Below are 24853 nucleotides of genomic sequence, written 5' to 3'. Positions count from 1 at the left end.
TCAGTGCTCCACGCCCGCACTGACGACGATGTCCTCGGTGAGCTTCGACGCCGTGTCCGCCAGGGCTTCCAGCGCGTCGGCGATGCGGTCGACACCCAGCGAGGGCGCGGCCCGGCCCGACGCCGCGACCTGCTCGGGGCTGAACGGCACGTGCACGAAACCGCCGCGCACGCCCGGGAAGTCCGTGGCCAGCAGGTGCATCAAGCCGTAGAAGACCTGGTTGCACACGTACGTCCCGGCCGTGTGGGACACCGACGCCGGGACGCCCGCCGCGCGGATCGCCTCCACGCACGCCTTCACCGGGAGCGACGTGAAGTACGCCGCCGGGCCGTCTTCGACGACCGGGACGTCGATCGGCTGCGCACCCGCGTTGTCCGGGATGCGGGCGTCGACCAGGTTGATCGCGACGCGCTCCGGCGTCACCTCGGCGCGCCCGCCCGCCTGGCCGACGCACACCACGAGCGACGGCCGATGCTCGGCAATCGCCCGCCGGAGCGCGGGCAGCGACGCCGCGAACTCGCACGGCAGCTCGACCGCGGCGACGTCGTCCCGCCGCGCCCCGAGCGCCGACACCGCCTGCCACGACGGATTGACCGTCTCACCGCCGAACGGCGCGAACCCCGTCATCAGCACCCTGGTCATGCCAACCCCTCCCCAACGCCGTGAAGGCCACCTTGAGGGACTCTAGTTCCCCCAAGGTGGCCTTCACGGACTTTTGCCTCAGGCGGCGGGCTTGAGGCCGCCCGGGTAGAGGTACTGGTCGGCCGGCTTGCCGGTGCCGTACACCCACGCGTCGAAGAAGCCCTTGAGGTTCTGGTGCGCGACGCTTTCGGTGTAGCGCTGGAAGTCCTGCATGCTCGCGTTGCCGCCCCGGTGCAGCGACGGCCAGGTCTTCAGCACCCGGTCGAACGCGCTCTGGCCGATGTAGTTGCGCAGCGCGTGCAGCATGACCGGGCCCTTCGAGTACACGTAGGTGAACTCGTTGCCGGGGCCCATGTCGTACAGCTTGCCGTTCCAGAAGCCGGTCGACGCCTTCTTGACGTCGTCCGCGTACTGCTTGTTCAGGTCGACGCCCTCCTTGGCCTCGTCCCAGAGCCACGTGGCGTAGGAGGCGAAGCACTCGTTCATGCAGACGTCGCGCCAGTGGTCGACGGCCACCGAGTCGCCGTACCACTGGTGGGCGTTCTCGTGGACGATCGTCGGGACCGTGCCGGCCCAGCCCGCGGAGTAGATCGGCCGGCTCATCGTCTCGAGCGAGAAGCCGATCTGCTCGTTGAGGAAGATGCCGCCCGCGGCGTCGATCGGGTACTTGCCGAACTTCGACTCGAGGAAGTCGAGGATCTCCGGCAGCCGCGCCTCGGCCTGCTTCGTCGAGTCGGGCACGCCCGGGGCGAACGCGCTGACGATCGGCGTCCCGTCCTTGCGCTTCTGCTTGTCGAAGGTCCACTTGTCGATCGCGACCGTCGTCATGTACGGCACGATCGGCGTCTCTTCGGCCCAGACGTGCGTGGTGCCGCCGGGCGCCTTGAACGTCCCGCGCTCACGGCCGTTGGCGATCACGCCCCACTCGTCGGGCACGGTGATCGCGAGGTGGAACGTGGCCTTGTCGAGCGGGGTGTCGTTGACCGGGTACCAGGTGGTCGCCGACTTCGGCTCGCCGGCGACGAACGCGCCGCCCGCCTGGGCGTACTGCCAGCCGTTGTTGCCCAGCGACGGGTCTTCGATGGGCGCGGGCACGCCGTGGTAGGCGATCTTGACCTCGAAGTTCTGACCGCGCCGCAGCGACCGCGACGGCGTGATCGTCAGCTCGTGGTCGCCACTGCGGCTGAACTTCGCGTCGCGACCGTCGATCCGGACGGTGTCGACGGTCAGGCCGCGCAGGTCCAGGTTGAACGAGCTGAGGGCCTGCGTCGCCCGCGCGGTGATGTCCTGCAGCCCGGTGAGCTGGTGCGACGTCGTGTCGTAGGTGACCTTCAGGTTGTAGTCGGCGACGTCGTAGCCGCCGTTGCCGTCCTGGGGGTAGTAGCTGTCGCCGGCGCCGTCGCTGCCCGGCTTCGCGCCGCCCCAGTCGTTCCCGGCGGCGGCGACTCCCGAGCTCAAGCAGAGGCCGGTGAGCAGCGCGACCGCGAGCACGACCGGTTTCTGTCCCCTCATGAACGCTCCTGTCCGGTTGGGTGGACGTGAACCCGCAAGGTATCGCCACCGGTGCATGGTTGTGCGGTACGAAGTCGCATTTGTCCGGAAAATCAGCACTTACGTCGGTGTCGCTCCGGACGTCCGTCCCCGCCTCTCAGCGAAGGTCTGGAAAGCTGGGTGCATGCGCGTTGCGCTGCTCGGCCCGCTGCGCGCGGCGGAAGATGACGGCACGCCGATCGACATCGGCGGAGCCCGCCTCCGCATGCTCTTGGCCCGGCTCGCGCTGGACGCGGGGCGGGCCGTCCCGGCCGACGCGCTGATCGACGGCCTCTGGGGTGCCGACCCGCCCGCCGACGCGGCCAACGCCCTCCAGTCGCTGGTCTCGCGGCTGCGTAAAGCGCTGCCGGTGGCGGTGGAGTCCGGCCCCGGCGGCTACCGCCTCGCGGTGGCCCGGGAGGACGTCGACGCCGAGCGGTTCGAACGGCTCGCCGCCGAAGGCCGCCGCGAGCTCGCCGCCGGCCGGGACGCCTTCGCCGCCGAGCTGCTCGCCGAGGCCCTCGCGCTGTGGCAGGGGGCCGCGCTCGCCGACGTCCTCGACGCGCCGTTCGCGCAGGCACCCGCCCGTCGGCTCACCGACCTGCGCGCGGAAGCGGCCGAAGACCGGTTCGAAGCGCTGATCCGGCTGGGTGAGCACGCCGCCGTCCTGCCCGACCTGGCCGCCGCGGCCGACGCCGACCCACTGCGGGAGCGGCTGGCCGGGCTGCGGATCCGTGCGCTCTGCGCCGCCGGGCGCCAGTCCGAGGCGCTGGCCGTCTACTCCGGCCTGCGCCGGACGCTGGCCGACCAGCTGGGGGTCGACCCGTCCGCCGAGCTGCAGGAGATCCAGCTGGCCGCGTTGCGGGGCGAGTTCGCGCCGCCGTCCCCGGTGGCCGACCGGCTGCCGACGCGGCTGACGACGTTCGTCGGGCGCGAAGACGAGCTCAAGCTGCTGGCCGAGCTGCTCGGCGGGGCCCGGCTGGTCACCCTGACCGGCCCGGGCGGCGCGGGCAAGACCCGGCTGGCCACCGAAACGGCGTCCCGGCACCCGGCGCACCAGCAGGGCCGCGTCTGGTTCGCCGCGCTGGCCGGCGTCCGCAGCCCCGACGACGTCGAGGGCGCGCTGCTGAGCGCGCTGGAGGTCCGCGACCTCCGCAGCACCGAGACCGAGGTCCGCCGTCGTCAGGCGGAACCGCTCGAGCAGGCGATCGAGGTGCTCGGGGGCGCGGACGCGCTGCTGGTGCTGGACAACTGCGAGCACGTCGTCGACGCCGCCGCGCGGCTGGCGGACGAGCTGCTGCACCGCGCGCCGCGGCTGCGGATCCTGGCGACCAGCCGGGAACCGCTGGCGATCACCGGGGAGGCGCTCTGCCCGCTGGGGCCGCTGCCGGTACCCGCGGAACGCGCCGCGCCCGCCGAAGCCGCCGAGCTGGACTCGACGCGGCTGTTCCTCGACCGGGCGGCCGCGGTCCGCCCCGACTTCGTCCTCGACCGGTCCACTGTGGACCACGTCGGCGAGATCTGCCGCCGGCTCGACGGCATGCCGCTGGCCCTGGAGCTGGCCGCGGCGCGGCTGCGGTCGATGACCGTGGCCCAGATCGCCGGCCGGCTCGGCGACCGGTTCCGGCTGCTCACCTCGGGCAGCCGCACGGCGCTGCCGCGGCAGCGGACGCTGCGCGCGGTCGTCGAGTGGAGCTGGGACCTGCTGACCGACGCCGAGCGGGTGCTGGCCCGGCGGCTCTCGGTGTTCACCGGCGGTGCCGAGCTGGAGACGGTCGAGGCCGTCTGCGCGGACGAGTCGCTGCCCGCGGCCGACGTCCCGTACGTGCTCGGCAGCCTGGTCGAGAAGTCCATTGTGGACACGGTGGAGGGCGGCCTCGGCGAGCCGCGGTACCGGATGCTGGAGACGCTGCGGGCCTACGCGACCGAGCGCCTGGCCGAGTCGGGCGAGCTGGACGCGACGCGACGCGCGATGGCGACGTACTACGCCACGCTGGCGGCCCGGCTGGAGCCGGTGCTGCGCACCCGTGAGCAGCTGCCGGCGATCGACCGGTACGAGGCCGAGAACGCCAACATGATCACGGCGCTGCGCGGCGCGATCGAGATGTCCGATGTGGACAACGCGATCGGTCTGCTGGACGGGATGTTCTGGTACCTCACCATTCTCGGCCAGAGCGGCCGGTTCGGCGGGCTGGTCCGCGAGACGCTCGCCTTCGGCGACCGGCTGCCTCCCGTCGTCGCCGCGGCCTACCAGGCGATCCTGTACCTGATGGACATGGTCCCGATGCGCACCGACGACTCCGACACCCTGCCGGTGGTCGACGAATGCGTCCGCACCGGCGCGATGGACCGCTACGCCGGGCTTTCGGTGGCCCTGCCGATGCTGGCCTTCCTCGGCGGCAACCGCGATGTCGCGCTCCGCGAGGTGCGCCGGTCGGCGCGCAGCGCGGACGCGTGGACCCGCGCCGGCGGGCACTGGGTGGAGAGCTTCGTGCTCGACGACGCGGGGGACGTCGAGGGCGCGGACCGGGCGCGCGACCTGGCCTACGCCGGTTTCGTCGAGGTCGGCGACCGCTGGGGCATCGCGATGACGCTGAGCTTCAAGGCGTACGCGCTTTCCCAGGCGGGCGAGAGCGCGAAGGCCATCGAGACCTACCAGCAGGGCCTGGCGATGTCGATGGAGCTGCGGTCGCACGAGGACGCCGTCCAGCACTGGTGGCGGCTGGCCGTCGAACGGGCCCGCGCCGGCGACTTCGCGGGGGCCTGGCGCGAGCAGGAGGCCGCCGAGCGCTACGGCGCGGCCATCACGAACCCGCAGCAGAAGATCGTCCTGATGTTCGGCCGGCTGGAACTGCTGGTGCGCACGGGACGGCTGACCGAGGCCCGGGTGCAGCTCGACCGGGTCGGGGACCTGGCGCGGGACGCGGAGTTCCCCGGCGGGATGGGCGAGGAGTGGGTCAACGCGGCGGAGGCGCGCCTGCGCCTGGCCACCGGCCGTCACGGCGAAGCGGAACCCTTCGCCGTCGCGGTGATCCGGTCCACGTACCTGCGGGGCGACATGCCGGACCTGGCCGGGGCCGTGGAGCTGCTGGCCCTGATCCGGGCGAGGCAGGGGCGGCCCGAGGTCGCGGTCCGGGCGCTCGCCGCGTCCGCGGTCATCCGCGGCCGGCTCGACCTCGGCAGCCCCGAGCTCCGGGAGCTGCGGGCTTCGCTGAGCGAAACGTTGCCGGACTACGAAGAGCGGTACGAGCAGGCCAGGAAGGTGTCCAAAGAGGACACGATCACCTGGCTCCTGGCGGAGCTGGACGCGGTCAAGAGCTGAAGGGGACGCCCGCCCCCCGGCGAACGCCCCCTTCAGCTACGGCGTGGGTCACCCCCGTGCACCCGCGCCCTCAGACCCGCCGGCGGTAGGCCCAGGTGGCCAGCGGGAAGAACACGATGACCACGCCTGCCATCCAGGCCAGGGCCCCGGCCAGCGGACCGGCGACGGCACCGCCGTTCATCAGGCCGCGCAGCGCGTTGGCCATCAGGCTCACCGGGCTGATGTCGGCCCACGCCTTCAGCCAGCCCGGCATGGTGCTGGTGCTGACGAACACGTTGCTGCCGAACGTCAGCGGCATGATGAAGACGAACATCAGGGCCTGCGCCGCGCCCGGCGACTTCATGATCATGCCGACGAACACCGAGCCCCAGCAGAAGCAGAGCCCGAACGCCAGGCCCAGCAGGATCGCCAGGGCGAACTCGCCCGGGCCGGTGGAGATCCGGTAGCCCATGATCGTCGCGACGACCATCAGGACGGTCAGGCAGACCACGTACCGCACGATGTCCGCGAGCACCGCGCCGATCAGCGGGGCCGACCGGGCGATCGGCATGCTGCGGAACCGGTCGAACACCCCCTTGGTGATGTCGGTGTTGAGGTTCGTGCCGACCGTGAGGCAGGCCTGCAGGATGTTCATCACCATGATGCCCGGGACGACCATCTGCAGGTACGCGCTGGTCGAGCCGGACAGCGCGCCACCGAACAGGTAGACGAACATGACCAGGAAGATGATCGGCATCAGCGTGACGTCGGCCAGCTGCTCCGGGTTCTTGCGGATCTTCAGGACGCCGCGCCAGGCCAGCGAAAGCGCGTGCTGGAAGCCCTTGGCGGGGCTGATGTGCCGCGGCGGGGCCGGGCGGTCGAGTGCCAGGGTCGTCATGCCAGGCTCCCTTCGAGGTCGCGGGTGTCCTTCGTGGACTCTTCGGCGGCGTGCCCGGTCAGGGCGAGGAACACCTCGTCGAGGCTGGGCAGCCGCAGCGCCAGCTCGTCCGCGGTGATCCCGGCTTCGTCGAGCTTGCGGACCAAAGTGGACAGCAGCACCGGGTCGCTGACCGGCGCGGTGAGCAGCCCGGAGGCGTCGTCACGGGTCGGCCGGACGCCGGAGAGGTCGCCGAGGATCCGGTTGACGGCGTCCATGTCGGACAGCTGGGTCGGGCGCACCTGCAGCGTCTGGCCGCCGACGCGCCGCTTGAGCTCGTCGGCCCGGCCGTCGGCGACGACCCGGCCGTGGTCGAACACGGTGATCTTGTCGGCCAGCTGGTCGGCCTCTTCGAGGTACTGCGTGGTCAGCAGCACCGTCGCGCCGTCGGCGACGAGGTTGCGGACGACGTCCCAGACCTCGTTGCGGGCGTGCGGGTCGAGCCCGGTGGTCGGTTCGTCGAGGTAGAGCACCTCGGGCCGGCCGACGAGGCTGGCGGCCAGGTCGATCCGCCGCCGCATGCCGCCCGAGAACGTCCGGATCGCCCGCTTGGCCGCGCCGGTCAGCTCGAACCGCTCGATCAGCTCGGTGGCCCGCGTCCGGGCCTGGGACCGGGACAGGCCGTAGAGCCGGCCGATGAGCATCAGGTTCTCGATGCCGTTGAGGTCCTCGTCGACCGACGCGTACTGGCCGGTCAGCCCGATCAGGCTACGGACCCGGACCGGGTCGGCGACCACGTCGTAACCCCCGACCGTGGCTCTGCCGGAATCCGGTTTCATCAACGTCGCCAGAATGCGGATCGCGGTGGTCTTGCCCGCGCCGTTCGGCCCGAGGACCCCCACCACCTGGCCGTAAGGGACCTCGAGGTCCACCCCGTCCAGCGCCTTGGTCTCCCCGAAGTGCTTGACCAGGCCTTCAGCCTGGATCGCGTGCGACATGGCGTTCCTCCTTCGCAGTCGCTTACGGGAGCCACAGTGGACGCCTGGGCTGGCAGGCCGCGCACAGCGCGCTGGCAGCGGCTGTCCGGGGCTGGCAGGCGCTGGTGGAGATCTTGTGGAGGAGTTGTCGCCGCCCGGGCCGTCCGGCGCCGGCCTCGGCATACTCGGCACCATGGTGACAACGGAAGAGACGCGGGTGCGGCGGAAGAAACCGCTGGTCACGGCCCTGCTGGTGGTGCCAGTGGTGCCGCTGGCGGTCCTGGCCGCGCTGCGCCTGATCGGTTTCGACGGGGACTGGTACACCCTCGTCGTGCTGTCACTGACGCCGTACGCGGTCCTGTACGGCGTCCTGTTCGGCGGCCTGGCGCTGGCGTTCCGGCGCTGGTGGGTCGGCGGGGTCGCGCTGGTGCTGGCGGTCGCGCTGGCCGTGCTGGTCGTGCCGCGGGTTTCGGCGAGCGAGCAACGCGACGTGCACGGCAAGACGCTGCGCGTGCTCGCGTCGAACCTGCTCTACGGCCAGGCGGACCCGAAGGCCGTCGTCGACCTGGTGCGCACGCAGCGGATCGACGTCCTGAACCTGGTCGAGCTGACCCCGCGCGCGGTCGATGGCCTGACGGCGGCGGGGCTGTTCCAGACGCTGCCGTACCGCGTGCTGCACGCGGCGCCCGGCGCGTTCGGCTCGGGGATCGTGTCGCGGTTCCCCCTGACGGAGGTCAACCTGACGGGTGATTCCGCGGCCAAGCAGCCGGGCGCCCAGGTCGACCTCGGCGACGGCGTGGTGGCGGAGGTCGTCGCCGTCCACCCGATCTCCCCGGACGTCGACACCCCGCAGTGGGAGCGCGAGATCAAGGACCTGTCCCGCGCGGCGGGCGAGCACGGCCTGCGGATCCTCGCGGGCGACTTCAACGCGACCCTGGACCACGCGGCGTTCCGCACGGTGCTGTCCCGCGGCTACAACGACGCGGCCGAGCAGCGCGGCTCGGGGCTGAGCCCGACGTGGCCGTCGTCGATACCCTTGGTGACGATCGACCACGTCGTCGTCGACAACCGCGCCGCGGTCCGCGACTACCGGGTGTTCGACGTCCAGGGCAGCGACCACCACGCGGTGTTCGCCGAAGTGCAGCTGCCGTGAGCGTTACGGCCGTAGCTGTTCGAGCGTCTCCAGCGCACCGGCCGCGATCGAGACGCCGCGGTTGTGGCGGATCCGGGGTTCTCGCGGGTTGATGCGGATCAACGCGCCGGTCGCGGCGCTGGCGAGTTCGCTGTAGCGGCGGACCGTCGGGACCGCCTGGCCCGCGCCCAGTTCCACCACCACGAGGTCGCGCACCGTGCGGCGCCACGCGGTCAGCTCGTCCAGCTGCTCCTGGCTGCGGTCCGGGACCCACTCGTGGTCGCCGAACATCAGGATGTTGGGGCGCGCCAGGCCGCCGCAGCGCGGGCACGACGGCAGCGGCGGCACCGCGCGCATCGTCTCGGTGTCGACGGGCACGGAAACGTCGGCCGGCCAGATCTCGGTGGTGCAGCCGGACAGGCACTGGAGGTGGTGGATCGACCCGTGTGCTTCGGCGACGTGCTCGAAGCCCGCCTTCTGGAACTGGCCGTCCACATTGGACGTGAAGACGCGGGTGCCGCCCGGCGCTCGGATTTCGCGCAGCAGGCCGAAACCGCGGTGGGGCACCGTCTTCCGGTACAGGTCAAGGCGGTGGCCGTAGAAACCCCAGGCCAGCTCGGGATCTTCGGCGAAGTGGCGCGGGTCGGCGATTTCTTCGAACCGCAGGCCGAGCCGGGCGTACGGCGGGTACGCGCGCCAGAACCCCTCGCCGCCCCGGAAGTCCGGCAGCCCGGAGTCGACGCCCATCCCGGCGCCGGCGCAGATCAGCAGCGCGCCGGCGCCGTCCAGCAGTTCCGCGGCGCGGGCGAGGTCACTCACCCGGGTTCGAGCCGAGGACGACCTCGAACTCCAGCAGGCTCGCCCCGCTCGACACGGGCTTCGCGCGCTCGCCGGAGTGCGCGGCCGCGGCGGCGCCACCCTTCGCCCAGGCCTGGTAGGCCTCCTCCGTCTCCCACTTCGTGTAGACGAAGTAGCGCGTCTCGCCGGAAACCGGCCGCAGCAGCTCGAAGCCGAGGAAACCGGGCTGCTGGTCGACGGCGTGCAGCCGCGCACCGAACCGCTTCTCCAGCTCGGGGCCGGCGCCTTCGGGGACCTCGATCGCGTTGATCTTCACGACACTCATGACTCCACCCTACTGACGCCCACGCCGCCGTCCCGATGATCCGCGCCACGGCGGACAGCGGGTCAGCTGCGCAGTGAGCCGGGGTAGAGGTCGGCGTCCGCGGGGAGTGACGTCCCGTGGAACCAGTCCGCGAAGAACGCCTGGAGGTCCTGGCCGGAGATGCTGCGGGCCAGGCTCTCGAACGCCGTCCAGGTCGCGTTCGCGTGGCGATAGCGAGCCGGCCACTCGTGCAGAAGTCGGTCGAACGCCGGGTCGCCGATCTTCCGGCGCAGCGCGTGCAGCGCGAGGATGCCCTTGTCGTAGACGCCTTCGAACTCGTGGCCGGAACCCATGCCGACCAGCTTGCGGCTCCAGAAGTCGGTGCTGCCGCGGGTCAGCTCGATCGCCGCGCGGTAGCGGTCGTCGAGGTTCTGCCCCTCGCGCTCGCCCCACAGCCACTGCGCGTACGACGCGAAGCACTCGTTCAGGCAGGTGTCCGACCAGTCGGCGACCGAGACCGAGTCGCCGAACCACTGGTGGGCGTTCTCGTGCACCAGCGTCAGCAGCTCGGCCCACTTCGCGTACGTCGGCCGGGTCTGCGTCTCCAGGGAGAAGTGGATGTCCTCGTTCAGGTAGATCCCGCCGGCCGCCGACTGCGGGTACGGCCCGAACTTGCTGCTCAGGAAGGCCAGGACCTCGGGCAGCCGGTCGCCGGTCGCGCGGTGGTCCTCGGCGCCGGGCGCGTACGCGGAGACGACCGGGGTGCCGTCCGGCAGGGTCGAGCGGTCGACGCTGAACCGGTCGATCGCGACGGTCGTCAGGTAGCTCGCCACCGGGTTCGTCTCGGTCCACGTCGTCGTGGTCCTGCCGCCGGCGTGCACCGGCGGCAGCTCGCGGCCGTTCGAGATCACCGTCCAGCCGTCCGGGACGTGCGTGGTGAGCGTGAACGTGGCCTTGTCGCGCGGGGTCTCGTTCACCGGGTACCAGTACGCGGCCGAGTGCGGCTCGCCCACCATGTAGGCGCCGCCGTCGGCGGAGTGCTGCCAGCCGTTGTCGCTGCCGCCGTTGTGCGGGGTCTTCGCCGGATCGCCGCCGTAGCGGACGCGCGTGTGGAACGTCGTCCCGCCGCGGATCGGCGCCGACGGCGTCACGACCAGTTCGAACGTCTTCTCCCGGCTGAACTTCACCGGCTGCCCGTCGATCTCGACGGAGGCGACGTCGAGTCCGCGCAGGTCGAGGTCGAACCGGCTGAGGTCCTGGGTGGCCTTCGCGGTGACGGTCGTGTCGCCGTCGAGCCGGCCGCTCGCCGGGTCGTAGCTCGCGTCGACGTGGTAGTCGAGGGCGTCGTAACCGCCGTTGCCGTCCTCCGGGTAATACGGATCACCGGCGCCCGGCGCCCCCGGAACCGGGTGCATCGGCGGTGGTGGGGGCGGCGCCGGGACGGCGTCACCGCTGCAGGCCGCGGCGGAGATCACCACACTGCAGAGGGCGAGGGCGGTGAGTCGGCGGCGCATGCAGCCCAGCCTAGGTCATCGTGCGCGACGGCTCGGTCACGTTCCGCACCTGCGGATTTGTGGTTAGGTGGCCGCGTGCTCTGTTTCGGCGGCAGCGGCGTGCCGATCGTCCTGCTCCACGGCCTGATGGGCCGCGCGCGGACGTGGCGGCGCGTCGCGGAGTGGCTCCGGCCCTACGGCGCGGTGTACGGCCTCGACGCGCGCGGCCACGGCAGCGCGCCGCGCGTCGGCCCCTGGACGACCGAGCGGTTCGCCGAAGACGTCGCCGGCACGCTGCGCACCCTCGACGCCGGCCCGGCCGTGCTCATCGGCCACTCGATGGGCGGCCTGCACGCGTGGGCGACGGCCGCGCGGTACCCGGAGCTGGTGCGCGCGGTGGTGTCCGAGGACTTCGCGCCGGACCAGCGCGGCCGGACGGTGGAGACGTGGCGCGGGTACTTCGAGAGCTGGCCGGTGCCGTTCAAGTCGCTGGACCACGTCCGCGAGTTCTTCGGCGACGCGGGCGAGTACTTCGCCGACTGCGTCGAGGAGCGTTCCGACGGATTTCACCTGGTCGCCGACCTGGAGGACCTGTACGTCATCGCCGCCGAGTGGGGCCGCGTCGACTACTGGTCCACTGTGGACGCGATCCGCTGCCCGCTGCTGCTGGTCGAGGGTGAGCACACGGCCATGCCGCCGGGCCAGCAGGCGGCGGTCGCGGCCCGGGTGCCGGGCGCGAAACACCTGGTCGTCCCCGGCTCGGCCCACCTGCCCCACGACGAGGCCCCGGAGACCTACCGGGGCGCCGTCGAGGCCTTCCTGTCCCAGGTCCTGAACCGCTAGGCCCGGGAGAGGTCCGCTCGCCAGGCCGCCGTCGAGCGGTCCGCCGGGACGATCAGCGGCCAGACGTCCGAGCCGAGGAAGCCCGTCTCGTCGGCCGCCTTCGAGGCCGTGCACGTGTCGCGCGGCAGGCCGGCCCGCGCCGCCAAGGCCGCCACCGCGTCCTTTGTGGACTTACCGAAGACGCCGTCGGCCGGGACGTCGGCGCCGGACGTGCGCAGGAACCGCTGCGCCAGCTGCACCTGCTTGCCCGTGTCGCCCGGCTTGAGCAGCGGCCACTCGGCCTCTGCCCGCGCCACCGGGACGCCGAGGACCCGCCCGACGGCGGTGCGCAGCTCCGGCAGCCGGTTGTAGAGCACCTGGCCGGGGCATTCGGTCGTGTTGAAGTCGCGGTGGCCCTTGATGAACTCCGGCGCGATGCCGTACTGGTGCGCGATGTAGGCGACCAGGTTCACCAGCGAGTCCCACAGCGCCTGCGGCACGTCGACCGTGCTGTACAGGCCCTCGTTCTCGATGCCGATGACCTCGCTGTTGTGGTTGCCGACGTTGGCGCCCTGCACGTGCTGGGTGCCGCCACGCAGGATCTCCAGGCTGCGGTGCCGGCCTTCGGTGACGAACCCGCCGCGGCTGTTCGTGAACTGCTGGCCGCTGTCGATCCAGCCGTTCTTGTCCATGTGCAGGTCCTGGATGTACTTCGCGACGTAGAACGCGCGAGCCAGGGAGAAGTCGTCGTTCATCGGCGGGTCGACCGCGTGGTGCACGACGATGTAGGTCGGTTTGTGGTTCTCCACCACGATCGGGCCGGTGGCGGCCCGAGCGCCCCACTCGGACGTGCTGTGAATGGTCGGCGTGGGTACGGCCGCCGCTGCTGTTCTGACCCCGGTCAGCCCCAGTGTTCCGACCGCGGTCGCCGTGAATCCCGCCTTGAGCAGGGCACGGCGGTCAAAGTCCGCCATTGCGTGACACCTTCCGCCGGAATGCAACCAGGCGAAGGTAACCCCGCATCGCGCCTAAGACAACTATTGACCAACTTTTGCAGTAGCGCGTTAGTGTTCGCCCGGAAGTGCGAAGAGGCCGTCGCGGGTCTGCTCCAGCAGGCCGTCGACGAGCAGGGAGTCCAGGCAACGATCACGCTGGCCGCCGTCGTGCCAGACCAGGTCCAGCTTCGCCTTTTCGACCGGGCCCTCGGTGCCGCGCAGGACGTCGAGCAGCAGCCCGCGCACCTGCCGGTCGGTGCCGGCGAACTTCTGCACCGGCTTGGCCGGGCCGGCGTACTCCGGACGTCCGGCGTGCTGCCACGCGCACTCGTCGTACACCGGGCAGTCCGCGCAGCGCGGGGCGCGCGCGGTGCAGATCAGCGCGCCGAGTTCCATGATCGCGGCCGAAAAGCGCGCGGCCGGCGCGTCGTCGGCCGGCAGCAGCGCCTCGACGTCGGCCATGTCGCGGGTGTTCGACGCGGGCCCGGCGTCACCGGCGCCGTGCACCGCCCGCGCGACGACCCGCCGCACGTTCGTGTCGACGACCGGCGCGCGCCGCCCGTAGGCGAACGCCGCGACGGCCCGCGCGGTGTAGGCGCCGATCCCCGGCAGCGCGAGCAGGGTGTCCACATCGGACGGGACGACGTCGCCGTGCTCGGCCGCGATCACGCCCGCCGCCTGGTGCAGCCGCAGCGCGCGGCGCGGGTAGCCGAGCTTGCCCCAGGCCCGCACGACCTCACCCTGCGACGACGCGGCCAGCGCCGAGGGCACCGGCCAGCGCGCCATCCACTCGTGCCAGATCGGCTCGACCCGGGCGACCGGCGTCTGCTGCAGCATGATTTCGCTGACCAGCACGCCCCAGGCCGAGCACCCGGGCTCGCGCCAGGGCAGGTCCCGGCCGTGCGCGGAGAACCAGTCGAGCAGTACGTCAGCGTCCACAGCCACGCCGGGAGGCTACTTCGCGTGCTTCGGCAGCTCGCGGGCGACCTCGTCCGGCGACGGCATCGCGGCGATCTCCGCGGCGAGCGCGCCGGCCGCGTCGCGGCAGGACGGCAGCTTCCGCGCCTGTTCGGTGACGGCGTCCGCGCTCAGCTCGCCGGGCAGCAGGTGCAGTCCGGCACCCGCGGCGACGAGCGCTTCCGCGTTGGCGAACTGGTCGGCGCCCTGGGGCAGGACCAGCTGCGGGACGCCCTCGGCGAGCGCGCCGAGCGTGGTGCCGCTGCCGCCGTGGTGGACGACCGCGTCGGCGTGCGCCACCACGTCGGCCTGCGGCACCCAGGCCCGGACCGTGACGTTGTCCGGAACGGCGCCGAGGTCCTCGGGACGCACGCTCCCGGTGGCCACCATGATGTCCGCGTCGAGAGCTGCCAACCCGCGGATCGCCGTGGTGAGCACCTCGGCGGTGCCGAACGCGGTGCCGAGCGTCAGGTAGATCAGCGGCCGCGTCGGCCGCTCGAAGCGGCCAGGTTCGGAATAGGGCACCGGACGCAGGGCGATCCGCTCGGCCGTTGCGAGGAAGTCCTTGTCCTGCAACGACGGCGGGCAGATGTCCAGGTGCACCCCGCCGCCGGGGCGGTCGAAGCCGATCCCCTCGGGGAGCATCCGGCCGAACCCGTGCCACAGGGCGGGGATCCCGGCCCGCCGTGCGGCGGCGGCCGCCTCGGGCACACCCCAGCCGTGCACCACGAGGTCCGGCCGCAGCCGCGCCAGCTCCGGCTCGAGGTCTTCGGCGTAGATCTCGTAGAACGAATCCGCCGGCCGGAAGGGCCGGAGCCCGCTGCGGAGCAGGGCCGCGTGGACGTGCTCACCGGCCGCGAAGTGCACTTCGTGCCCGGCCTCCCGTGCCGCGATCGCGAGCGGGATCAGCGGGTAGGTGTGGCCGGGCGACGCGAGGCCGGCGAAGAGGACGCGCACGCTGCTCCCCGTTCAGATGGTGACGGCATCTGAACGTGAAGGCTACTCGACCTCGGTGAGCTTCCCGGTCTTGACGTCGTAGACGAAGCCGCGGACGTTGTCGGTGTGCGGCAGGAAGTCGCTGCGGCGCACGCGCTCCACCGACGTCCGGACGCTGTTCTCGACGTTGCGGAACGCCTCGACCGCCCAGGTCGGGCGCAGTCCGGTGTCGCTCTCGAGCTCGTCCTTGAAGTCGTCCTCGGTGACCATCGAGAGGCCGCACTCGGTGTGCTGGACGATCAGGACCTCGCGGGTGCCGAGCTTGCGCTGCGACAGGGCCAGCGAGCGGATCATGTCGTCGGTGACCACGCCACCGGCGTTGCGCAGGACGTGCGACTCGCCCTGGAGCAGCCCGAACAGCTCGAACACCCGGATGCGGGCGTCCATGCAGGTCAGGATGGCCACCTGGAGCGACGGCTTCGGCGACGAACGGTCGCCGGGCGTGACTTCGCCGAGTTCCTGGTTGCGCTTGAGCAGTACGTCGATCGAGGTCATCGGTCACCTTCCGGCCAGTGGCCCCGCGCTGCGGGCGTACTCCACCATTGGACCTGGACCCGACCACTTCGGGCAATGCAAAAAGAGCTAGATCACCGCACGTAAGGGGTGGTCAGCCGCCGAACCAGGGTTCCTCGACCGTGCGCGGGGGTGCCGACGTCCGGCCGATGCGCAGCTCGGTCGGCAGCGTGATCACCTTCGGCGCGCTCCGCTCGCCCGAGCTGAGCAGCAGCCGCCCGGCCGTCTTGCCCTTCTCGAGCACCGGCTGGTGGACGGTGGTGAGGCCGATCCGCTCGGCTTCGGCGATGCCGTCGAAGCCGGTGACGGTGAGGTCCTGCGGCACGCGCAGCCCGCGCCGTTCGGCCTCCGCCATGGCGCCGAGGGCGAGGATGTCCGAGGTGCAGATCACGGCCGTGATCTGCGGATACGCGTCCAGGAGCTGCCGGGCGGCCGACGCGCCGTCGTCCACCGTGTGGTCGAAGCGCTCGACCACCGGGACGCCCGCCCAGTCGACGCCGGCCGCGGAGAACGCCACGGCGAGCGCCTCGAGCCGGGTGCGCTGGACGTGGAAGTGCGCGCCGCTCTGGCGCGCCGGGGAGACGAAGTCGTCGTTGCGCTCGCGGGCCAGCCGCATGCAGATCACGCCGACCTGCCGGTGGCCGAGGCCGACCAGGTGCTCGGCGATCTTGCCGACGGCCGCCGCGTCGTCCGGGCCGACGCGGTCGATGCCTTCGAGGCTCGGCTGGTCGATGATCACCGTGGGCACCGGCCGCTCCAGCACGGCGGCCAGGTGCGGGTCGTCGTCCGGCACGGAGTAGACGACGAAGCCGTCGACGCCCGCGCGGTGCACCGCGGCGACGTCCTCCCGGCCCGGGCTGGCCGGCACCAGGTGGAGGCCGACGCTGGCGTCTTCGCAGGCCAGGGCCAGTCCTTCGAGGACACCGACGGCCGCGGGGTCGCGGAAGGCGTAGGAGAGGTTCTCGGTGAGCAGCAGCCCGACCGCGCCGGCCCGGCGGGTGCGCAGCGAGCGGGCGACGGGGTCGGGTCCGGGGTAGCCGAGGCGCCGCGCGGTCTCGAGGACCCGGCGGCGCAGTTCCGGGGACAGCTGGTCCGGCCGGTTGTAGGCGTTGGACACCGTGGTCCTGGACACACCGAGCTCCGCCGCGAGCGACGCCAGTGTCGCCTGCCTCCGGGTGCGAATAGGACGTCCCATCAGCAAACCGTAACGGTTCAGATCGTTTTCCTGAAGAGACACCCCGCGTGGTCGATGTCTCGATCCGCATGCATGAACTCGCATACACCAAACCGGGATCGGATGGCCAGGAAGTCATCCGGATGGGGTAAGGTGAATCTGACAACGGTTTCCATTAGCGTCTCAGTGTCGTTCAGGAGAGTTCTTCGATGAGATCCCGCCGCGTGCTCGCCGCCGCTTCGGCCCTGTCCCTCCTCGCGCTGGCCGCGTGCTCCGGTGGCGGGTCGTCCGCGTCCGACGGCGGCGCGCAGTCCGGCGGCGACGGCAAGATCAAGGTCGTCGCCTCGACGGACGTCTGGGGCAGCGTCGTGACCGCCGTCGGCGGGGACAAAGTCCAGGTCAAGTCGGTCATCCACGACCCGTCGGCCGACCCGCACTCCTACGAGACCACCGCCGACGACGCGCTCGCGGCGAAGGACGCGCAGCTCCTGCTGTCCAACGGCGGCGGCTACGACGAGTTCTTCGGCAAGCTCACCGACCAGGCGGGCGACGCGAAGAAGATCGTCGCCTACGACGTCGCCGCGACCGGCGACGAGAACGAGCACGTCTGGTACGACCTGCCGGGTGTCGACAAGGTGGCCGACCAGGTCGCGGCGCAGCTCGGCGAGTTGCAGCCGGCGTCGAAGCAGGCCTTCACCGACAACGCGACCGCGTTCAAGGCGAAGGTCGACGCGCTGGAGAAGCGGCTCGGCGAGCTGGGCGCGGCGCACCCGGGCACGAAGGTCGTCGTCACCGAGCCGGTCGCGCACTACCTGCTCCAGAGCGCGAAGCTGACGGACGCGACCCCCAAGGCGTTCTCGGACGCGGTGGAGAACGACACCGACGTCCCGGCGGGCGCGGTGAACGAGTACAAGCAGCTCATCGCCACCAAGCAGGTCAAGGCGCTGATCAACAACGCCCAGACGGTGACGCCGCTGACCCAGGACGTCGTCGGCCAGGCGAAGGCCGCCGGAATCGGGGTCGTGGACGTGACCGAAACGCTGCCCCAGGGTGTGACGGACTACATTGGTTGGATGACCGGGGAAGTCGATGCGCTCGCGAAAGCGTTGAGCTGAGCATGTCTTCCGTCTCCGACGACGTACGCCCCGCGGTCCGGGTCCGCGGTGCGGGCCTCGCGTTCGGTCCCCGGACCCTCTGGTCGGGCCTCGACCTCGTCGTCGAGCCGGGCGAGTTCCTCGCCGTGCTCGGCCCGAACGGCTCCGGCAAGAGCAGCCTGCTCAAGGCGCTGCTCGGCATGCAGGGCCTGTCCGCGGGCACGGTCGAGATCGCCGGCGGCCGTCCGGGCGGCGCGAACCGCAAGGTCGGGTACATCCCGCAGCAGCGCGCGATCGACGAGTCGCTGACGCTGCGCGGCGTCGACCTGGTCGGCCTGGGCCTCGACGGCCACCGCTGGGGCACGGGCCTGTTCGGCATGGCCGCGCGCCGCCGCCGGGTGTCGGAAGCGATCGAGGCGGTCGGGGCGACGCGGTACGCGAAGCAGCCCGTCGGCCGGCTGTCCGGCGGCGAGCAGCAGCGGCTGCGGGTGGCGCAGGCCCTGGTCGGCGACCCCGAGGTGCTGCTGTGTGACGAGCCGCTGCTGTCGCTGGACCTCGCGCACCAGCGCGCGATCAGCGAGCTGATCGACGAGCGGCGGAGTACGGCGGGCACCGCGGTGCTGTTCGTGACGCACGAGATCAACCCGGTGCTGCCGTTCGTCGACCGGGTGTTGTACCTGGTCAACGGCTCCTTCCGGATCGGCAAGCCGGACGAGGTGATGAACACCGGGACGCTGTCGGAGCTGTACGGCACGCGGGTCGAGGTGCTCAAGGTCGGCGGGCAGATCCACATCGCGGGCGCGCAGAGCTCGCTGTGCGAGGAGGAGCCGCACCACCACGAACACGACGTCGAAGAGCAAGTGGGCTGAGTCTTGGATCTGTTCGACTTCGGCAAGACCTGGGAGCTGATCACCGAGCTGCCCGGCGTCCAGACGGCCCTGCTGGCCGCTTTGATTCTCGGCCTGGTGGCCGGCGTGCTGGGCCCGCTGATCGTGATGCGCCGCATGTCGTTCGCCGTGCACGGCACGTCGGAGCTGGCCTTCACCGGCGGCGCGGCAGCGTTGCTGCTCGGGATCGGCGTCGAGTACGGCGCGCTGATCGGCGCCGTGGTGGCGGCGCTGCTGCTGGGCATCCTGGGAGCCCGCGACGCCGACCGCGACTCGGTGATCGGCGTGATCCTCTCGTTCGGCCTCGGCATGGGCGTGCTGTTCCTGTCCTTCTACAAAGGACGGTCCGGCAACAAGTTCGGCATTCTGACGGGGCAGATCATCACCATCGACTCGACGAACCTGACGTTGTTCGTAGTGTCGTCGGTGGTGGTGCTGGCGGTGCTGGCGCTCGTGTACCGGCCGCTGCTGTTCGCGTCGGTAGACCGCAACGTGGCGGTGGCCCGCGGCGTCCCGGTGAAGACGCTGACGGTGGTGTTCGCCCTGCTGGTGGGCATTTCGACGGCGCTGAGCGTCAAGGTGGTCGGCTCACTGCTGGTGGTGGCCCTGATGGTGACCCCGGCCGCCGCGGCGGCTCGCGTGACGGCGTCCCCCTGGAAGGCAACGGTGCTGTCGATCGTCTTCGCCGAGGTGTCGGCCCTGGGCGGGATCGTACTGTCGCTGGCTCCGGGTCTGCCGGTGAGCGCGTTCGTGACGGCGATTTCGTTCTTGATCTACGTGGTGTGCCGGGTGATCGCTTGGCAGCGGGACCGCCGGACCCGGGTCCGGGCGGTGGCCTCGGCCGCCGAACTGACCCCGGTGGCTTGAACAACTGGCTCGGTTGCCATCGCTGACGACGGAGGATCCGGGACGTTCAACGTCCCAATCCTCCATCGACCCGAGGCGGCTTGGCCGATCTGACTGGGCCCGCCGATCTGATTGCGCGCACCGACCGGGCTGGGCCCGCCGGCCTGACTGGGCCCGGCGACCTGACTGGGCCCGCCGATCTGGCTGGGCTGCCGACTTGGCTGGGCCCGCCATCTGATTGCGCGCACCGACCTGGGTGAGCCCGCCGACCTGGCTGAGCCCGCCGAACTGACCGCGCGCGCCGATCTGTTCGCCCCCCACCTGACTGGCTGTCCACAGGGTCGCGTGAATGTGGACAACTCGGCCCCTCCCGCGCCGATCCGGGGGCTTTGTCGCACCCCGCCGATAGACTGGACAAGGGGACGCCCCCCAAGGGAAGGGCGGGGGGCCTTCGCGGCGGTGAGCGCGACGGGCGCAGCAGGCTCGGACGCCCGGCGAGGTGGCGGGTTCGGAACCCGTCGCTCACCTCTCCGCCGTGGCCTAACCCAGCATCAGCAGGACCTGCAGCTCCCCGACCAGGAAGCCGATCACCCCGCCCACCGCGATCAGCTTCCACTCGTCCTGGCGGAACGCCGGCCGCAGCAGGCCCTCGAACTCCAGCGGCGTCAGCGCCAGCATCCGCTGCTCGATCACCTTCGCCACGTCCATCGCCTCGGTCAGGTAGCCCTCGGCGTAGCGCGCCGTGTCCGGCAGCTGCTCCAGCGCCTTCGCCGCGGCCGCGTCCTTCATCTCCTTCAAGCGCGTGCCGCCCGCGAAGGCCAGCGGGACCTGCGCGTCCACCGCTGACGAGACCATCTGCTCGACCATCGCCGCCAGGCGGTCCGCCCGTGGGCCGCGGAGCACCGCGTCCAGCAGGTTCTGGACCGTCAGGACCTCGTTCGCGATCAGCTCGCCGTACTGCCTGGCGACCTCCGCGCGCCGGCGCTGGAACTTGCCCTGGAGGATCACGCGGCCGACGCGGACCGGCTCGCGGGGGACGAAGATCAGCTTGATCGCCAGCCAGTCCGTGCACAGCCCGATCACGCCGCCGAAGACCGGCAGCACCCACGGCTCGCGCGTGAACGCCCAGACGATCGTCTGCACCAGCCCCAGCCCGAAGCCGAAGAAGATGCCCATCCGCGCGATGAACGCCATCTCCGGCCGGGACGTCTCGCGGATCAGCCGCACCAGCAGCGCGCGGTCGCGGGTCAGCCGCTGCACCGTCATGTGCTGGACGTCGAGCACCTCGTCGAGGTTCTCGCGGACGTCGTCGAGGAACTCCCGCACCAGCCGCGGCGCCGACGCCTGGACCTGCTTGATCAGCATCTCCTGCGCCAGCGTCGGCATGACCTCCCACAGCCGCGGGTGGTGCTCGGCGAGCACCTCGCGCGCGATGTGGTCGACCGCGCGCAGCAGCGGCTGCTCCAGCTCGGCCGTGATGATCACCGGGTCGATCCGCCCGAAGACTTCGCGAAGGTCGAGGAGGTTCGCCGTCAGCAGCTCGGTGGCGACCGCCGCCATCCGGCCGCCGTGCTTCGGGACGACACCCTGCCAGCCGAAGACCGGCTTGATCCCGACGAAGTCGAGCGGTCGGAACATCATCTCGATCGCCACGCGCTTGGTGACGTACCCGATCAGCGCCGCGATGAACGGCATCGCCGCGTACAGCGGCCAGTGCTGCGCGAGGTCGTTCAGGACAGCGTCCACCCCGACCTCCTCATCCCGAGAGCGAAACCGTACCGGCTAACCGAGCAGCGCGAGCACCTGCAACTCGCCGACGAGCCCGCCGATCACCGCGCCGACGGCGATCAGCTTCCACTCGTCCTGCCGGAACGCCGGCCGCAGCAGCTGCTCGAACTCGAGCGCGCTCAGCTTCCGCATCCGGTCCACGATCGTGTTGCGCACGTCGAGCGCGTTGACCGCGTAGTTCTCGGCGTACCGGATCGTCTCCGGGACGCGCTCCGCGGCTTTCGCCGCCGCCGTCTGCTTCAGCTCCTGGAACTTCCTCGTCCCGACGGCGATGGCGACGAACGGCTTGACGACGCTCGCCTGCGCGTCGATCGTCTTCTGCACCTCACGCGTGATCATCGTGAACAGCCGGTCGGACTTCGGCCCGCTCAGCACGGCTTCGAGCAGGTTCGGGATGGTGATGATCTCGCGCGCGATCATGTCGCCGTAGTCCGCGGCGACGACGTCGCGGCGCTTCTGGAACACGCCCTGCCAGGTGTAGAAGCCGAAGAACCGGCGCGGCTCGCGCGGCAGGAAGATCATCTTGAGGGCCAGCCAGTCGGTGAGCCAGCCGATGCCGAGGCCGAACAGCGGCAGCACGATCGGCGACTTCGTCAGCGCCCAGACGACGAGCTGCACGCAGCCGAGGGTGAACCCGAACCAGATGCCGGAGCGCGCGATGAACCGCATCTCGGGCCGGGAGATGTCGCGGATCAGCCGGTTCAGCAACGCCTTGTCGCGCACCAGGTTCGTCACGACCATGTGCTTGAGGTCGAGGACGTCCTCGATGTTGTCGGCGATCTCCCGCATGATCTTGGTGATCGCCCTCGGCGCTTCGGCCTGCACGCGCTTGAGCAGCAGCTGCTGCGCGCCGTTCGGCAGCACCTCCCACAGCCGCGGCTGGTAGGTCTCCATCACCTCACGGGTGACGTCCTCGACGACCCGCAGCAGCGGCTGCTCGATCTCCTTCGCCACCTGCGCCGGGTCGAGCCGGGCGAAGATCTCCTTCGGGTCGACGAGGTTCGTCGTCAGCATCTCGGTGGCCGTCGCCGCCATGCGCTCGGCGTTCGCCGGCAGCACGCCCTGCCAGCCGAGGAACGGCTTGACGCCAACGAACTCCACGGGCCGGAACATCATTTCGATGGCCACGCGCTTGGTGACGTACCCGATCAGCGCCGCGATGAACGGCATGGTGACGTACACCTGCCAGTGCGTGCCGAAGTCCACGTCCGCACGCTATCGGCCCGGGTTCAGTGCAGCAGGAGCAGTACCTGCAGTTCACCCACCAGCCCGCCGATCACCGCCCCGACCGCGATGAGCTTCCATTCGTCCTGCTTGAAGGCCGGACGCAGAATGCCTTCGAACTCGATCGGCGTCAGCTGCTGCATCTTCTCGACGATCGTGTTGCGGACGTCGAGGGCACCGGTGGCGTAGCTCTCGACGTGTTTCACCGTTTCGGGGAGGTAGGCGATGGCCTTCTCGGCGGCCGCGCGCTTCATCTCCTGGTACTGCCGGCCGCCCATGGTCAGCGCGACCAGCGGCTTGGCGATGCTGGTCTGCGCGTCGATCGTGCGCTGCACCTCGCGGGTGATCAGCGCGAACAGCCGGTCGGCGCGCGGGCCGGTGAGCACGGCCTCCATCACGTTCCGCACGGTCAGGACCTCGTCGGCGATCAGCGCGCCGTAGTCGGCGGCGACCTCCTGGCGTCGTTTCTGGAACATGCCCTGCCAGCGGAAGAAGCCGAACCCGCGCGGCTCACGCGGGTAGAAGATCATCTTGAGGGCCAGCCAGTCCGTGACGAAGCCCGTGACGAAACCGAAGATCGGCATGATCAGCGGTTCCTTCGTCAGCGCCCAGGCGACGAACTGGACGAGCCCGATCACGAACCCGAACCAGACGCCCGACCGTGCGATGAACTTGAACTCGGGCGCGGCGACCTCGCGGATCAGCCGGCAGGTCAGCGACTTGTCGCGGACCATGGCGTTGATCAGCATGTCGTTGACGTCGAGGACGTCGTCGATGTTGGTCGAGACCTCGCGCAGCAGCCGCTTGACGACGTCCGGCGCCTGCCCGCGGACCTGGTCGAGGAGCAGCCGCTGCGCTCGCGACGGCAGCATCTCCCACAGCCGCGGCTGGTAGGTCTCCATGACTTCACGCGTGACGTCTTCGACGGCCTTGAGCAGCGGGGTTTCGAGCTCTTTGACCATTTCCTCCGGATCGAGCCGGGCGAAGATCTCCTGCGGGTCGACGAGGTTGCGGGTCAGCAGGTCGACGGCGGTGGTGGCCATCCGCCGCGAGTTCGCCGGTATGACGCCCTGCCAGCCGAGGAACGGCCTGATCCCGGTGAACTCCAGGGGCCGGAACATCATTTCGATGGCCACGCGCTTGGTGACGTACCCGATCAACGCGGCGATGAACGGCATGGTGAGGTACACGTGCCAGTGCGCGCCGATGTCGGCGAGGACGGCCTGAATGTCCACAGTGGCCTCCTCGCCGTTAACGGCTGGTCAACAAGCTCAGAATGCCATGGGTGACCGGGGGTTCCCAAATTCGTGATGCATCCGTTTGGCGGTACAGACGAACGGTCCCCGGATCATTAAGGTGGCCCGATGGTCGCGCCTGAGAAGCCCCAACCCTCCCCGAAGACCGCCCAGTTCGCCGTGGGTCTCCGCGGCTACAACCAGCGTCAGGTCGACGAACGCATCGCCGAGCTGACCAAGGAGTTCCGCGAGACCGCCCGCAACCGCGACGACGCCGTCGCGACGTCGTCGGATCTGACGAAGGCCCTCGCGTACGCGCAGAAGGAGCTGGCCGAGACGAAGGCCGCCCTCGCGCGGATGAGCTCGAGCCCGTCCGGCGCCGGCGCGATGGCCGAGCGCGTCCGCACGATGATGCAGCTCGCCGAAGAGGAGATCGCCGACCTGCGCGCCGCCGCGGAAGCCGACGCGGCGTCGACGCGTGACCAGGCGGACAAGTACGCGCACGAGTCCCGCCGCACGGCCGACAAGCTGGCGAAGGACGCGGAAGAGGAGCGCGCGCGCCTGCTGAAGGACGCGAAGGGCGAGATCGAGAAGCTGACGGCGGCCGCGGGCGCCAAGCGGGTGGAGCTGGCGGCGGCGGCCGAGCGGACCCGCAAGGAGGCGGACGCGAAGGCGGAGGCCGCGGCGGCCGAGAAGCGCGCCGAAGCGGACCGGCTCGCGTCGGAGGAGCTGGCGAAGAAGAAGCAGACCTTCGAGCAGGAGATCGCGCGCAAGAAGCAGGAGACGGAGGCGGCGCTGGCCGCGGCCCGCTCGCAGCAGGCGGAGGCCGACCAGAACCGCAAGCTGGCCCTGGACCTGCGAACGAAGATCGCCGAGCGCATCGCGGCGACGGATGTGGCGGTCAAGGAAGCGATGAAGCTGCTGGCACCGGCGGAGGAGACCCCGGCTCCGGCGAAGGCAGCGGCGCCCGCTTCGGCTCCCGCTTCCGCGGCTGCTCCGACTTCGGGTTCCGCGGCGGCTTCGGGTCAGGCTTCGGCGTCGGGCCGGGCTTCCGCGGCGGCTCCGGGCCAGGCTCCGGCAAACGGCGACCGCAAGCCGGCCCCGGCACCCGCTGCGAAGGCTCCGGCTCCCGCGCAGACCACGAAGGCCTAGTTATCCACATCGCCTTCGGTTGTCCACAGATTTCCGAAGCCCCCGTTTTTGCAGGTCAGAGCCGATAGACTGGACAGGGGACGCCCCCCAGGGAGTGGCGGGGGCTGCGTGTGGGC

General features: G+C 71.0%; 22 protein-coding genes. 7 read left to right on the top strand and 15 right to left on the bottom strand.

Going from position 1 to position 24853, the window contains the following annotated elements; genetic code table 11:
* Complete coding sequence (gene pcp, locus VA596_RS06630) at positions 1 to 642, bottom strand: pyroglutamyl-peptidase I (protein ID WP_323324431.1); 642 nt, start codon at positions 640 to 642, stop codon at positions 1 to 3.
* 78 nt (positions 643 to 720) lie between these two features.
* Positions 721 to 2154, bottom strand: a complete 1434-nt coding sequence (locus tag VA596_RS06625) for a M1 family metallopeptidase (RefSeq protein ID WP_323324430.1) — start codon at positions 2152 to 2154, stop codon at positions 721 to 723.
* Positions 2155 to 2317: 163 nt separating this feature from the next.
* Here VA596_RS06625 and VA596_RS06620 point away from each other — a divergent pair, with 163 nt between their 5' ends.
* Complete coding sequence (locus VA596_RS06620) at positions 2318 to 5494, top strand: ATP-binding protein (protein ID WP_323324429.1); 3177 nt, start codon at positions 2318 to 2320, stop codon at positions 5492 to 5494.
* Between the two features lie 70 nt (positions 5495 to 5564).
* Here the strand turns inward: VA596_RS06620 and VA596_RS06615 are convergent, their stop codons facing one another.
* Both VA596_RS06615 and VA596_RS06610 read right to left on the bottom strand, forming a co-directional pair.
* The gene (locus VA596_RS06615) at positions 5565 to 6371 is read right to left on the bottom strand and encodes an ABC transporter permease (protein WP_323324428.1); all 807 of its coding nucleotides are present in this window, start codon (positions 6369 to 6371) and stop codon (positions 5565 to 5567) included.
* Positions 6368 to 7348, bottom strand: a complete 981-nt coding sequence (locus tag VA596_RS06610) for an ATP-binding cassette domain-containing protein (protein WP_323324427.1) — start codon at positions 7346 to 7348, stop codon at positions 6368 to 6370. Before VA596_RS06610 ends, VA596_RS06615 begins: the two co-directional genes overlap by 4 nt.
* A gap of 115 nt (positions 7349 to 7463) precedes the next feature.
* Here VA596_RS06610 and VA596_RS06605 point away from each other — a divergent pair, with 115 nt between their 5' ends.
* The gene (locus VA596_RS06605) at positions 7464 to 8480 is read left to right on the top strand and encodes an endonuclease/exonuclease/phosphatase family protein (RefSeq protein ID WP_323324426.1); all 1017 of its coding nucleotides are present in this window, start codon (positions 7464 to 7466) and stop codon (positions 8478 to 8480) included.
* Between the two features lie 3 nt (positions 8481 to 8483).
* Here the strand turns inward: VA596_RS06605 and VA596_RS06600 are convergent, their stop codons facing one another.
* The 3 genes from VA596_RS06600 to VA596_RS06590 all read right to left on the bottom strand — a co-directional run bounded on the left by VA596_RS06600 (position 8484) and on the right by VA596_RS06590 (position 11075).
* Positions 8484 to 9278: an SIR2 family NAD-dependent protein deacylase gene (locus VA596_RS06600; protein ID WP_323324425.1), complete on the bottom strand. Its 795-nt coding sequence runs from the start codon at positions 9276 to 9278 to the stop codon at positions 8484 to 8486.
* Entirely contained in the window at positions 9271 to 9582 is a 312-nt protein-coding gene (locus VA596_RS06595; RefSeq protein WP_323324424.1) for an antibiotic biosynthesis monooxygenase family protein, read from the bottom strand. The genes VA596_RS06600 and VA596_RS06595 overlap by 8 nt, the downstream gene beginning before the upstream one ends.
* A gap of 62 nt (positions 9583 to 9644) precedes the next feature.
* Positions 9645 to 11075, bottom strand: coding sequence for a M1 family metallopeptidase (locus VA596_RS06590; protein WP_323324423.1), 1431 nt, complete (start codon positions 11073 to 11075; stop codon positions 9645 to 9647).
* Between the two features lie 75 nt (positions 11076 to 11150).
* Here VA596_RS06590 and VA596_RS06585 point away from each other — a divergent pair, with 75 nt between their 5' ends.
* The gene (locus VA596_RS06585; RefSeq protein WP_323324422.1) at positions 11151 to 11897 is read left to right on the top strand and encodes an alpha/beta fold hydrolase; all 747 of its coding nucleotides are present in this window, start codon (positions 11151 to 11153) and stop codon (positions 11895 to 11897) included.
* On the opposite strand, the gene VA596_RS06580 is transcribed toward VA596_RS06585, so the two are convergent.
* The 5 genes from VA596_RS06580 to VA596_RS06560 form a co-directional block, all read right to left on the bottom strand.
* Positions 11894 to 12850, bottom strand: coding sequence for a peptidoglycan recognition protein family protein (locus VA596_RS06580; protein WP_323324421.1), 957 nt, complete (start codon positions 12848 to 12850; stop codon positions 11894 to 11896). The two genes, VA596_RS06585 and VA596_RS06580, sit on opposite strands and share 4 nt — an antisense overlap.
* A 90-nt stretch (positions 12851 to 12940) precedes the next feature.
* Entirely contained in the window at positions 12941 to 13816 is an 876-nt protein-coding gene (locus VA596_RS06575) for an A/G-specific adenine glycosylase (protein WP_323324420.1), read from the bottom strand.
* 9 nt (positions 13817 to 13825) lie between these two features.
* Entirely contained in the window at positions 13826 to 14785 is a 960-nt protein-coding gene (locus VA596_RS06570; protein WP_323324419.1) for a glycosyltransferase, read from the bottom strand.
* A gap of 42 nt (positions 14786 to 14827) precedes the next feature.
* Entirely contained in the window at positions 14828 to 15319 is a 492-nt protein-coding gene (locus VA596_RS06565; RefSeq protein WP_323324418.1) for a beta-class carbonic anhydrase, read from the bottom strand.
* 112 nt (positions 15320 to 15431) lie between these two features.
* Positions 15432 to 16532, bottom strand: coding sequence for a LacI family DNA-binding transcriptional regulator (locus tag VA596_RS06560; protein ID WP_323324417.1), 1101 nt, complete (start codon positions 16530 to 16532; stop codon positions 15432 to 15434).
* A 188-nt stretch (positions 16533 to 16720) separates the two neighbouring features.
* On the opposite strand from VA596_RS06560, the gene VA596_RS06555 reads away from it, so the two are divergent.
* Genes VA596_RS06555 through VA596_RS06545 form a run of 3 tightly spaced genes read left to right on the top strand, consistent with a single transcriptional unit; the run spans position 16721 to position 19359 of the window.
* The gene (locus tag VA596_RS06555; RefSeq protein ID WP_323324416.1) at positions 16721 to 17626 is read left to right on the top strand and encodes a metal ABC transporter solute-binding protein, Zn/Mn family; all 906 of its coding nucleotides are present in this window, start codon (positions 16721 to 16723) and stop codon (positions 17624 to 17626) included.
* Positions 17627 to 17628: 2 nt separating this feature from the next.
* Complete coding sequence (locus VA596_RS06550) at positions 17629 to 18474, top strand: metal ABC transporter ATP-binding protein (protein WP_323324415.1); 846 nt, start codon at positions 17629 to 17631, stop codon at positions 18472 to 18474.
* A gap of 3 nt (positions 18475 to 18477) precedes the next feature.
* On the top strand, positions 18478 to 19359 hold the full coding sequence (locus tag VA596_RS06545; RefSeq protein WP_323324414.1) for a metal ABC transporter permease: 882 nt from the start codon (positions 18478 to 18480) through the stop codon (positions 19357 to 19359).
* Between the two features lie 519 nt (positions 19360 to 19878).
* Here the strand turns inward: VA596_RS06545 and VA596_RS06540 are convergent.
* From VA596_RS06540 to VA596_RS06530, 3 genes are read right to left on the bottom strand one after another with little or no spacing between them, the layout of a single operon-like run.
* Positions 19879 to 21084 (bottom strand): DUF445 domain-containing protein, encoded by a 1206-nt coding sequence (locus VA596_RS06540; RefSeq protein ID WP_323324413.1) that lies wholly within the window; start codon positions 21082 to 21084, stop codon positions 19879 to 19881.
* A gap of 36 nt (positions 21085 to 21120) precedes the next feature.
* Positions 21121 to 22296 (bottom strand): DUF445 family protein, encoded by a 1176-nt coding sequence (locus tag VA596_RS06535; RefSeq protein WP_323325679.1) that lies wholly within the window; start codon positions 22294 to 22296, stop codon positions 21121 to 21123.
* Between the two features lie 59 nt (positions 22297 to 22355).
* Positions 22356 to 23585 (bottom strand): DUF445 family protein, encoded by a 1230-nt coding sequence (locus VA596_RS06530; RefSeq protein WP_323324412.1) that lies wholly within the window; start codon positions 23583 to 23585, stop codon positions 22356 to 22358.
* Positions 23586 to 23714: 129 nt separating this feature from the next.
* Here VA596_RS06530 and VA596_RS06525 point away from each other — a divergent pair, with 129 nt between their 5' ends.
* Positions 23715 to 24737, top strand: a complete 1023-nt coding sequence (locus tag VA596_RS06525; RefSeq protein ID WP_323324411.1) for a coiled-coil domain-containing protein — start codon at positions 23715 to 23717, stop codon at positions 24735 to 24737.
* Positions 24738 to 24853: the final 116 nt, after the last annotated feature.

Origin of the sequence: Amycolatopsis heterodermiae, assembly GCF_034929455.1 — a bacterium.
GTDB classification, from domain to species: domain Bacteria; phylum Actinomycetota; class Actinomycetes; order Mycobacteriales; family Pseudonocardiaceae; genus Amycolatopsis; species Amycolatopsis heterodermiae.
The sequence above is the reverse complement of the archived record's forward strand: the minus strand, read 5'-3'. Positions and strand labels throughout refer to the sequence as shown.